Origin of the sequence: Butyrivibrio sp. INlla18 (assembly GCF_900103635.1) — a bacterium.
Lineage (GTDB): Bacteria > Bacillota > Clostridia > Lachnospirales > Lachnospiraceae > Butyrivibrio.
In genome coordinates this window covers 59,666-72,292 of the sequence record NZ_FMXK01000009.1, presented here as the reverse complement: position 1 = coordinate 72,292, position 12,627 = coordinate 59,666, and the positions used below count along the sequence as shown (strand labels likewise).

Sequence of the window (12,627 nt, the reverse complement as noted above, 5' to 3'; positions counted from 1 at the left end):
AAGAAAAGCTATGTTCAGAAATGACTTTATATGGGGAGTTGCTACCAGCTCTTACCAGATTGAAGGAAGAGATGCAAATGACGGCGCAGGACTCAATATCTGGGATGATTTTGTCAAGAAAGGAACCATTGTAGATGGTTCAAATGCAGATGTTGCCTGTGACATGATCCATAGATACAAAGAAGACTTTGCTATCATGCGCATGATGGGCGTTAAGGCTTACAGATTTTCTATCAGCTGGAGCAGACTTATTCCTGATGGAATCGGTGAAGTTAATCAGAAGGCTGTTGATCTGTACAGAGATATGCTTATCTGCATGAAAGAAAATGGTATCAGACCTTTTATGACTCTTTTCCACTGGGAATATCCACTTGCGCTCGAAGAAAAAGGTGGATGGGTTAACCCAGAGAGCTCAAAGTGGTTTGAGAGATATGCTGAGGTAGTAGGTGAGAACTTCGCAGATCTTTGTGATGATTTCATTACATTTAATGAACCTCAGTGCACGATTGGTCTTGGCTATGTAAGAGGATATCATGCTCCTGGCAAGAAGCTTCCACTTAAGGATACTCTTTTTGCAGCACATAATCTCTTGAAGGCTCATGGCCTTGCTGTTAAGGCACTTAGGAGACTTGCTCCAAATGCCAAGATCGGATATGCTCCAACATGCGGCGTAGCTTATCCAAATACTAATTCAGCAGCTGATATTGAGGCAGCCAAGAAGAGATACTTTGGCTTTGATGAGGATAAGGGCAATTGGGCATGGAATGTTACATGGTTCCTTGATCCTGTTATCTTTGGTAGATATCCAGAGGATGGAATTGAGTTCTTTAAGGATGACTTATTTGAGATTACCAAGGAAGATCTTGAGCTGATCAATCAGCCTATAGACTTTATTGGACAGAATATTTACAACGGATATCCAATAAGTGCTGGAGAAAATGGCGAGATTGTTTATGCTGACAGAGACAGAGGCTACAATCAGACTGCTATGACATGGCCTGTTACTCCAAGTGCACTTTATTGGGGACCTAAGTTCCTCTATGAGAGATATGGCAAAGATATCCTTATTACAGAAAACGGTATGGCTGATTGCGACATTGTGGCTCCTGACGGAGGCATTCATGACGGCAGCAGAATAGCATTCCTTGATCAGTATATCAGTGAACTTCAGAGGGCAGCAGATGAAGGTGCTTCTATCATGGGATATTTCCATTGGAGCTACTGCGACAACTTTGAGTGGGCTGATGGATATACTAAGAGATTTGGACTTGTTTATGTAGATTATCCAAGTCTTAAGCGTACTATCAAGGAATCTGGCTTCTGGTTTAAAAAGGTTATGGAGACAAACGGAGCAAATCTTTCTATTAATAATAGTTTTAAAGAACCTATTTTCCTTGATCCTCATTTTACTCATAATATCTGGGGCGGAACTAAGCTTAGAGAAGTCTTTGGATATGATGTAGAAGGCGACGATATTGGAGAGTGCTGGGGAATTTCAGCTCTTAAAGGCGGTGCAGCTGTAGTTAAGAGTGGTCCATATAGAGGATTGGGACTTGATGAATTATATGATAGCCATAATGAGCTCTTTGGAACTCATCATGACAGATTTCCACTTCTTACCAAGATAATCGATGCTAAGTCAGATCTTAGCATTCAGGTTCATCCAGATGACAAGTATGCTGCAGAGCATGAGAATGGTTCTCTTGGCAAGATGGAGTGCTGGTATGTACTTGACTGTGATGAGGATGCAAGTCTTGTTGTAGGACACAACGCATCTACAAGACAGGAACTCTGCGATATGATGGATCAGGGCAAGTGGGATGACCTTATCAGAGAAGTTAAGATCTCTAAGGGTGATTTCATTCAGATCGATCCTGGCACAGTTCATGCTATAAAGGGCGGAGTTGTTGTCCTTGAAACACAGCAGAACAGTGATATCACTTACAGACTTTACGACTATGACAGGCTTTGGAATGGCGCTAAGCGTGAGCTTCACGTAGATAAGTGCAAAGACGTCATTACAGTTCCTGCAACAGATGTATCAGCAGCAATCGTGCATGATACAGATGAAAACCAGGGCATCAGACTTCTTAATAGCTGTGAATACTACAATGTATCAAGAGTAAACGTCACATCTGAGCTTGAGATTGATGTGACAGATCACTACATCTTGGTATCAGTAATTGAAGGTGATGGACTTCTTGGAAGCCATCCTATAAAGCTTGGTGATCACTTCATTCTTCCTGTGGGATACGGCAAGGCTGTATTTAGCGGCAAGATGAAGCTTATCGTATCATCAGAGGCGTGAGAACGAGGGCATTTTGCCCCGCTTAATACTACTTTATAATAAAGAAAAGACTGGTCAACCCTGCGCAGGCGCACTGCTTCGCAGCTTCGGGGTGTGACTAGTCTTTTCTTTATTATATAAAGTAGCTAAGCGTGGCAAGGCATTAGTGAGCGTCTACGCCGCCACGATTTAGAGGGACGAGAAGAGCTTGCTGGGAGAAAAGTTACCTGCAAGCTAACTCAGGACGTAAATGCAGGTAAGAAATAGAGGGCTGAGAAAGATTTGCGGAGAGAAAAGTTACCTGCAAGTTAATTCAAAGAGTAAATGCAGGTAAGAAATGCAGGGCTGAGAAAGATATGCGGAGAGAAAAGATACCTGCAAGTTAACTCAAAGCGTAGATGCAGGTAAAGAATAGAGGGCTGAGGAAGACTTGCGGAGAAAAACATTACCTGCATAGACACCATGAGCCGCGATGCAGGTAACGGTACCCAATTCTGTAGCGGCATAGACGCTCACTTATCCCTTGCTCGGCTTAACTACTCTTTATCAGAAGGAAAAGACTGGTCAACCCCGAAGCTGCGAAGCAGTGCGCCTGCGCAGGGCCTACTAGAACTTTTCTTCTGATAGAGTAGTAGCAAGCCAAGCAAAAACTCGAATCCCCCCTAGTAAATTTTGTACATTTTTACCCTCAATAGGAAAATTTTGTTATCACAAAATTAGTCTGTACTTTTTATGACAGCCTTGTTATAATTGGTGAGGAATTGGGAAAGGAGAGTGTCTTTTATGATGGAGAACGATCGTACTTTCAATGAGAACAGTATAGAAGATATTGTTTCCAGGTATCGTCCAGAAGTTGATAAATTGATGCCACATCTTCATTGGCTCAAGGAAAATGCCAAGCATGAAGTTGCTCAGAGCTATTCCAATAGTGACCTTAAATCTATGCCTTTTCCTATTTATGATTCCAATCTTCTTGCCTTTGTAAAGGCAGCGCAGAGTACTAATCTGCTAGATCGTAATTATGTCTATGTATACACAAGGAACCGTCTTGCTAACGCAAAGGATGAGATTCTTTTCATCCAGAACGCAGAGATCAAAGATATGGATGACCTTGCTGGTATTCTTTCCAAGTATATCCTCTCAGGAATGACCAAAGGAACAGTTTGGGCAGAGGGTGTATATAATGGAGTATTATACATGGTAGTTAACAAAATGGATGAACTTTTGAAAATGTGGGCTGTGAAAGTCTGACGAGGGGTTACCTGGTCTGATTTGAACGTGTTCTGCCAAGGAACATGAGGCAGAACTTCCTTGATTACTGTTGGTTTGGGGAAGAGAATTAATGGGAGAGAAGTCAGAGAAAAAGAAACAGTATATCCTTGACAAAGCCAGGGAAGTTTTTTCTGAAAAAGGCTTCAAGGATGTTACCATGAAGGACATTGTAGATGCCTGTGACATCAGTCGCGGGGGTCTTTATCTTTATTTTTCCAGTACATCCGAAATATTCCTAGAAGTTCTATCCGCGGATGTCCACGAGGACGACGAAGAGGCAGTTGGAGCAGCTCTTTCCGGTAATGCTTCCGCTGGCGATATGTTAGCTCTTTTCCTGAAAGAGCAGAAAAAAGAAATTCTCAGAAAAAAGAATAATCTCACTGTCGCTACATATGAATATTTTTCCGTTAATAAAGTATCGGCAAAAGAAAATCCCCTTAAAGAAAAATTTGATACAGCTGTTAGAATAGTTGAAAAGCTTATTGAAAATGGAATTGACAGTGGTGAATTCTATTGCGAGAATCCTGTTGGATGTGCTCGTAATCTTATGTATGTTGTGGAAGGTCTCAAGATTACTTCTAATACTATTGGTATTACAGAAGAGGCCATTGATAGAGAATTAATGTTCGTATTAGAGGGATTAGTGCCCGAAGAATCAAATAGTTAGTATTAATAAAGAGTGCTTGTATAAGAGCACTCTTTATTTTAAATACAAATCACAAATTATCAGAAATGAGGAGTTATTATGAGCAGTGTAAAACGAATCTATGTTGAAAAGAAAGCCCCTTTTGCTGGCAAGGCAAAGGAACTTAAGTCTGAGATCTCAGGCTACCTTGGCGTAAAAAGTGTAAGTGACGTCAGAATATTCATTCGCTATGATGTAGAAAATGTTTCAGAAGACGTTTTTGAAAAAGCATGCACTACAGTTTTTTCAGAGCCTCCTGTAGATATTCTCTATAGAGAAAACATCGAGATCCCTCAGGGTGCACATGTTTTTAGCATAGAAGCTCTTCCAGGACAGTTCGATCAGAGAGCTGATTCTGCTGAGCAGTGTGTTCGCTTTATTAAAGGTGACGAGGAGCCAGTTATCAAAACTGCTGTTACATATATGATCATGGGAGATGTCTCAGAAGAAGACCTTTCCAAGATCAAAGACTATACAATGAACCCAGTTGATTCTAGGATCGCTGCTGAGAACAAGCCAGAAACACTTGTAACAAACTATGATGATCCAGAAGATGTAAAGATCTTTGATGGTTTCATTAACATGTCAGAAGCAGAGCTTAAGAGCCTCTATGAGTCACTCGGACTTGCTATGACATTCAATGACTTCAAGTGGATCCAAGAGTACTTCTCAGGAGATGAGAAGAGAGATCCTTCTATGACAGAAATCAGAGTTCTTGATACATACTGGTCAGATCACTGCCGTCATACAACCTTCGGAACAGAGCTCAAGAATGTAGAGTTCGGCGAAGGCGATTACAAAGCTCCTATTGAGAATGCATACAACGAGTACCTCTCAGCTAGAGATGCTCTTTATCAGTCAGAGGATAAAAAGAAAGAGAAGTTCATTTCTCTTATGGATATTGCCCTTATGGGTATGAAGAAGCTCAAAAAAGATGGCAAGCTTACAGATATGGAAGAGTCTGAAGAGAACAATGCCTGCACAGTTGTAGTTCCTGTAGATGTAGATTACGGCAATGGTGTTAAGACTGAGAACTGGCTTGTATTCTTCAAGAACGAGACACACAACCACCCAACAGAGATCGAGCCATTTGGCGGCGCTGCTACTTGCCTTGGTGGAGCAATCAGAGATCCACTTTCAGGAAGAGGTTATGTATATCAGGCTATGCGCGTAACTGGTGCAGCTGATCCTACAGTTCCTGTAGCAGAGACAATGAAGGGCAAGCTTTCACAGAAGAAGCTCGTTAGAGGCGCTGCTTCTGGATATTCTTCATATGGTAACCAGATCGGTCTTGCAACTGGTTATGTAAAAGAGGTATATCACCCAGGTTATGTAGCTAAGAGAATGGAGATCGGTGCAGTAATGGGCGCAGCTCCACAGGAGCACGTTATCAGAGAAAGCGCTGATCCAGGAGATATCATTATCCTCCTGGGCGGAAGAACAGGTAGAGATGGCTGCGGCGGAGCAACAGGTTCATCAAAGGCTCATGATTCAAAATCACTTACAAGCTGCGGTGCAGAGGTTCAGAAGGGTAACGCTCCTACAGAGAGAAAGCTTCAAAGACTTTTTAGAAGACCTGAAGTTAGTGAACTTATCAAGAAATGTAATGACTTCGGAGCAGGCGGAGTTTCAGTAGCAATCGGTGAGCTTGCACCAGGTCTTGATATCAACCTTGACCTTGTACCAAAGAAGTACGCAGGACTTGATGGAACAGAGCTTGCAATCTCAGAATCACAGGAGAGAATGGCAGTTGTTGTTGCGCCTAAGGATGTTAAGCAGTTCCTTTCATACGCAGCTGAGGAGAACCTCGAGGCTGTAGAAGTTGCAGTAGTTACTGAGGAGCCTCGCCTTGTTCTCAACTGGAGAGGCAAGAAGATCGTTAATATCAAGAGAGCTTTCCTTGATACAAACGGAGCTCATCAGGAGACTTCAGTAAAGGTTGAGATTCCTTCTAAGTCAGACAACTACCTTGAGCAGGTTGCTTCTAGCAAGGTAAAAGAGGCACTTTCAAAGGGAGACGTAAAGGCAGCCTTCAAAGAGACACTTTCAGACCTGAACGTATGCTCACAGAAAGGTCTTGTTGAGATGTTTGACTCCTCAATCGGAGCAGGCTCAGTTCTCATGCCTTACGGTGGAAAGTATCAGCTCTCTGAGACACAGACAATGATCGCTAAATTGCCAGTTCTTTCTGGAAAGACAGATACAGTTACTATGATGAGCTATGGCTTTGATCCATATCTTTCAAGCTGGAGCCCATATCACGGAGCAGCTTATGCTGTAACAGAGTCTGTATCAAGAATCGTTGCAAGCGGTGGTGATTACAAGAACCTCCACTTCACATTCCAGGAGTACTTCAAGAGAATGACAGAAGATCCACAGCGTTGGAGCCAGCCATTCACAGCACTTCTCGGAGCATTTGAAGCACAGCTTCGCTTCGGAATTGCATCGATCGGTGGAAAAGACTCTATGTCAGGATCTTTCAATGAGATAAACGTACCACCTACACTTGTATCTTTTGCTGTAGATGTTGCTAAGCTTTCAGATGTGATCACACCTGAACTCAAGGCTGCAGGCAACAAGCTTGTACAGTTCAAGCTTCCAAGAGATAGCTATGATCTTCCTGATTATGACAAGGCTATGGAGCTCTATAGCCAGATCACAGAGCTCATGAGAAACGGCAAGATCGTATCAGCATACGCTGAGGATGCATACGGAATTGCTGCAGCAGCAAGCAAGATGGCATTCGGTAACGGCCTTGGAGTTGCATTTAGTGACAGCCTTAAGGCAGAAGAGTTCTTCAAGAACGATATCGCAGACATCATTGCTGAGGTTCCAGCAGGCAGCCTAGCAGATGCCCTCAAGGTAGCAGGTGCTAGAGAGGTTGGTACAGTAACAGCTGATGGTACCTTCACACTTGCAGGCGCTTCAATGTCAGAAAAAGAGGCGCTTGATAGTTGGAAGAACAAGCTCGAGAAGGTATTCCCTTCAACAGTTAATGCAGAAAAAGATAAGGTAGATACAGGTCTTTTCAAAGCAGATAGCATTTACGTATGCAAGAATAAGGTTGCAAGGCCAACAGTATTCATCCCAGTATTCCCAGGAACAAACTGCGAATACGACAGTGCTCAGGCCTTTGAAAGAGCTGGAGCAAATGCTGAGATCAGAATCTTCAGAAACAGAAATGCAGCAGACATCGAAGAGTCTGTAGCAGAGTTTAAGAAAGCAATTAAGAATGCACAGATCATCATGTTCCCAGGTGGATTCTCAGCTGGTGACGAACCTGATGGAAGTGCTAAGTTCTTTGCAACTGCATTCCAGAATGCAGAGATAAAAGAAGCTGTAGAAGACCTCTTACAGAATAGAGATGGCCTTGCACTTGGTATCTGTAACGGATTCCAAGCTATGATCAAGCTGGGACTTGTTCCTAATGGCAAGATCACAGGCCAGACACCAGATTCACCTACACTTACATTCAATACTATTGGTAGACACATCTCCAAGATGGCAACTATCAAGGTGGTATCAAATAACTCTCCATGGCTTGCAGAGGCTGAGCTTGGCGGAGTATACACAAACCCTGCTTCACATGGTGAAGGAAGATTCGTTGCTCCAGAGGATGTTCTTGATAAGCTCTTTGCAAATGGACAGATTGCAACACAGTACTGCGACCTTGATGGCAATATTACAATGGATGATGAGTGGAACATCAACGGATCATACAGAGCTGTTGAAGGTATCCTTTCACCTGATGGAAGATGCCTTGGTAAGATGGCTCACTCAGAGAGAAGAGGTAACGGCGTAGCAGTTAACATCTACGGAGAACAGGATCTCAAGATCTTTGAATCTGGAGTAAGATACTTCTCTTAATCATAGAAATAATACGGAGGAAATAAATGAAAGCTTTCTTAATCTTAGAAGATGGAACCGTCTTTGAGGGAAAACATATAGGTGCAGACAAAGATGTTGTTAGTGAGATCGTTTTTAACACATCAATGGCTGGATATACAGAGGTATTTACAGACCCATCTTATGCAGGCCAGGCAGTCTGCATGACATATCCTCTTATCGGTAACTACGGTGTGTGCGTAGAAGATATGGAGTCAGAGAGAATCTGGGTAGACGCGGTTATCGTCCGCGAGCTTTCTCATATTCCTTCTAACTTTAGATGTGATATGTCAATTCAGGAATTCCTTGAAAAGTATGAGATTCCTGGAATTGAAGGAATAGATACAAGAGCCCTTGTAAGAATCCTTAGAGAAAAGGGCACAATGAACGGATATATAACAACTAATGAGAACATCAAATACGAAGATATCAAGGCTAAGCTTGAAGCTTATACAACTGGAGATGTAGTTTCAAAGGTTTCCTGCAAAGAAAAGTATCTTGTAAAAGGTGTTGCAGACCTTAGCGAGAATGGACCTCTTTCAGGAAGCGCAGTCTTTAATAAAGAAGACTACGAAGCATCAAGAAAGGGCGACAGCTCCAAGAAAGAGAAAAAGCCAGCAATCGTTAAGGAGCTTAACGGTAAAGGCTTTAAGGTAGCTCTTTTAGACTTCGGTGCAAAGAAAAACATTGCAGATTCCCTTGCTGCTAGAGGATGCGACGTAACAGTATATCCTTCAAATACATCAGCAGAAGAGATCCTTAAGGATAATCCAGATGGAATCATGCTTTCAAACGGCCCTGGAGATCCCAAGGAGTGCAAGGATATCATAGTTGAGATCAAGAAGCTCTACGATTCAAACAAGCCAATCTTTGCAATCTGCCTTGGACATCAGCTCATGGCACTTGCAACTGGTGCTGATACCTTCAAGATGAAGTACGGCCACAGAGGTGGTAATCATCCAGTAAAAGACCTTGCTACTGGCAGAGTGTATATCTCATCCCAGAACCACGGATACGTAGTAGACATGGATAAGCTTGATAAGAATGTTGCTGAGCCAGCATTCATAAATGTAAACGACGGAACAAACGAAGGTCTTGCATATGTAGGCAAGAACATCTTCACAGTGCAGTTCCATCCAGAAGCATGCCCTGGACCACAGGATTCAAGCTATCTGTTTGATAGATTTATAGAGATGATCAAAGAAGGAGGAAAGAACTGATGCCAAAGAATAAGGATGTAAAAAAGGTACTGGTCATCGGTTCCGGTCCTATAGTAATTGGACAGGCCGCAGAATTTGACTACGCTGGAACACAGGCCTGCCGTTCCCTCAAAGAAGAAGGAATAGAAGTAGTACTTGTAAACTCAAACCCAGCTACTATCATGACTGATAAGGACATTGCTGATGAGGTTTATATCGAGCCTCTTACAGTAAAAGTTCTTGAGCAGATAATCGAAAAGGAAAAGCCAGATTCAATCCTTCCAACTCTTGGAGGACAGGCTGGACTTAACCTTGGTATGGAGCTTGATGAGTCAGGCTTCCTTAAATCTCACGGAGTTAAACTCCTTGGAACAACAGCTGAGACTATCAGAAAGGCTGAGGATAGACAGGAATTCAAGGACACCATGGAAAAGATTGGTGAGCCTTGCGCAGCTTCATTGGTAGTACATAATGTAGATGACGGTGTAGCTTTTGCAAACAAGATCGGCTACCCTGTAGTACTTAGACCAGCTTTCACACTCGGTGGATCAGGTGGTGGTATCGCTTATAACCAGACTGAATGTGAAGAAATCCTTGAGAATGGTCTTAGACTTTCACGTGCCAACGAGGTACTGGTAGAGCGTTGTATCTCTGGTTGGAAGGAAATCGAGTACGAAGTAATGCGAGACAGTGCAGGAAACTGCATCACAGTCTGCAACATGGAAAATATCGATCCTGTAGGTGTTCATACAGGTGATTCAATAGTAGTTGCTCCTTCTCAGACTCTTTCTGACAAGGAATACCAGATGCTCAGAAGCGCAGCTCTTAACATCATTGATGAGCTTCAGATCACAGGTGGATGTAACGTACAGTTCGCTCTTCACCCAACAAGCTTTGAGTACTGCGTAATCGAGGTTAACCCTAGAGTTAGCCGCTCATCAGCTCTTGCTTCTAAGGCAACAGGTTATCCTATCGCCAAGGTTGCAGCCAAGATCGCACTTGGTTATACACTTGATGAGATCAAGAATGCAATTACAGGAAAGACCTACGCAAGCTTCGAGCCAACACTTGATTACTGCGTAGTTAAGTTCCCAAGACTTCCTTTCGATAAGTTCATCACAGCTAAGAGAACTCTTACAACTCAGATGAAGGCAACCGGTGAAGTTATGAGTATCTGCACTAACTTCGAAGGCGCAATGATGAAGGCAATCCGCTCTCTTGAGCAGCACGTTGACTGCCTTACAAGCTACGACTTCTCTGAACTTGATGATGAAGATCTTTTAGAGAGACTTAAGATTGTTGATGACCAGAGAATCTGGGTTATCGCTGAAGCACTTAGAAGAGGAATCAGCCATGATCAGATCCATGACATCACAATGATCGATCACTGGTTCATCGACAAGCTTCATACACTTGTAAAGATGGAGCTCAAACTCCTTAGGATCGGTGAAAAGAACAGCGAAGGCAAGGCTGGTACATTAGAGGATGCCAAGAAGATCATCTCTTACGAGACACTTCTTGAGGCTAAGAGATTAGAGTATCCAGATGCAGTTATCTCAAGACTCACAAGATTCACACAGGATGTGTTAAAAGAGCTCAGGGATGAATACAATATTCATGCTACTTTCAAGATCGTAGATACCTGTGCTGCTGAGTTTGAGGCTGCAACACCATATTACTACTCAGTATATAACGGCAAAGACTCAGAGGATGAAGCCGCACTTAGTGCAAACAGCGGCAAGAAAAAGATCCTTGTACTTGGTTCAGGTCCTATCAGGATCGGACAGGGTATCGAGTTCGACTACTGCTCAGTTCATGCAACATGGGCATTCAAGAAGGCCGGATTTGAGACTATCATCATTAACAACAACCCAGAGACTGTATCAACAGACTTTGATATTGCAGATAAGCTCTACTTTGAGCCACTTACACCAGAGGATGTTGAGAACATCGTTCGTCTTGAGAAGCCAGACGGAGCAGTAGTTCAGTTTGGTGGACAGACTGCTATCAAGCTCACTCAGGACCTTATGAAGATGGGCGTCAAGATCTACGGTACAGATGCAAAGGATGTAGATGCTGCCGAAGATAGAGAGATCTTTGACCAGATCCTTGAAGAGACACAGATCAAGCGTGCTCAGGGTGCTACAGTTTATACAGCAGAAGAAGCCAAGGAAGTTGCCAACAGACTTGGTTATCCTGTACTTGTTCGTCCTTCATACGTACTTGGCGGACAGGGAATGCAGATAGCTCTTTCAGATGCTGAGATCGAAGAGTTCATGAATATCATCAACAGATATGCCCAGGATCACCCAATCCTTGTAGATAAGTATCTTCAGGGTATTGAGACAGAAGTTGATGCCGTATGTGATGGCGAGGACATCGTGATCCCAGGTATCATGGAGCATATCGAGAGATCAGGTATCCACTCAGGAGATTCAATCTCCGTATATCCTGCACAGTCTCTTTCTGATAAGGTAAAAGAGACAATTGCTGAGTATACAAGAAGACTTGCTAAGGCGCTTCATGTAATCGGACTTATCAATGTACAGTTCATCGCTGTAGGAGATGAGGTTTACATCATCGAGGCAAACCCAAGATCATCCCGTACAGTACCTTATATCAGTAAGGTAACAGGTATTCCGATCGTTGACCTTGCTGCAGAGGTTATGATGGGCAAGAAGCTCAAAGACCTTGGTTACAAGCCTGGACTTCAGCCAGAAGCTGGATATGTGGCTATCAAGATGCCAGTATTCTCATTTGAGAAGATCAGAGGAGCTGAGATCAGCCTTGGACCTGAGATGAAGAGTACAGGTGAGTGTCTTGGTATCAGCAAGAACTTCAATGAAGCTCTTTATAAGGCTTTCGTTGGAGCAGGAGTGAAGCTCCCTAAATATAAACAGATGATCATTACAGTAAAAGACTCTGATAAGGGCGAGATCATCGATATCGCACGCAGATACGAAAAGCTTGGATATATCATCTATGCAACTCGTTCTACAGCTGATACACTCAATGAGAACGGCGTGAAAGCTAGAAAGATCAACCGTATCAGCCAGGAGTCACCTACAGTTATCGACCTTATTCTTGGTCACAAGATTGACCTTGTTATCGATACACCTACTCAGGGAAGAGATAAGAGCCGTGATGGATTCCTTATCCGCAGAACTGCAATTGAGACAGGTGTTAACGTTATCACAGCCCTTGATACAGCAAGAGCTCTTGTAACAAGCTTGGAAACAGAAGGAACAGAAGAAGGTCTTGAACTCGTAGATATTGCTAAACTTTGATAGTGTTATTGG

6 protein-coding genes are annotated in these 12,627 nt (G+C 43.0%); all 6 read left to right on the top strand.

Annotated elements, in window-relative coordinates; genetic code table 11:
* Positions 1–10 precede the first annotated feature (10 nt).
* The gene (gene manA / locus BLS24_RS07635; RefSeq protein WP_091757706.1) at positions 11–2,308 is read left to right on the top strand and encodes a mannose-6-phosphate isomerase, class I; all 2,298 of its coding nucleotides are present in this window, start codon (positions 11–13) and stop codon (positions 2,306–2,308) included.
* 762 nt (positions 2,309–3,070) lie between these two features.
* Entirely contained in the window at positions 3,071–3,538 is a 468-nt protein-coding gene (locus BLS24_RS07630; RefSeq protein ID WP_091757704.1) for a hypothetical protein, read from the top strand.
* Between the two features lie 91 nt (positions 3,539–3,629).
* The gene (locus BLS24_RS07625) at positions 3,630–4,226 is read left to right on the top strand and encodes a TetR/AcrR family transcriptional regulator (protein ID WP_091757702.1); all 597 of its coding nucleotides are present in this window, start codon (positions 3,630–3,632) and stop codon (positions 4,224–4,226) included.
* Between the two features lie 78 nt (positions 4,227–4,304).
* Positions 4,305–8,111: a phosphoribosylformylglycinamidine synthase gene (locus BLS24_RS07620; protein ID WP_091757701.1), complete on the top strand. Its 3,807-nt coding sequence runs from the start codon at positions 4,305–4,307 to the stop codon at positions 8,109–8,111.
* A gap of 26 nt (positions 8,112–8,137) precedes the next feature.
* Positions 8,138–9,349, top strand: coding sequence for a carbamoyl phosphate synthase small subunit (locus tag BLS24_RS07615; protein ID WP_091757700.1), 1,212 nt, complete (start codon positions 8,138–8,140; stop codon positions 9,347–9,349).
* Positions 9,349–12,615, top strand: a complete 3,267-nt coding sequence (gene carB / locus BLS24_RS07610; RefSeq protein ID WP_091757698.1) for a carbamoyl-phosphate synthase large subunit — start codon at positions 9,349–9,351, stop codon at positions 12,613–12,615. Before BLS24_RS07615 ends, carB begins: the two co-directional genes overlap by 1 nt.
* Positions 12,616–12,627 lie beyond the last annotated feature (12 nt).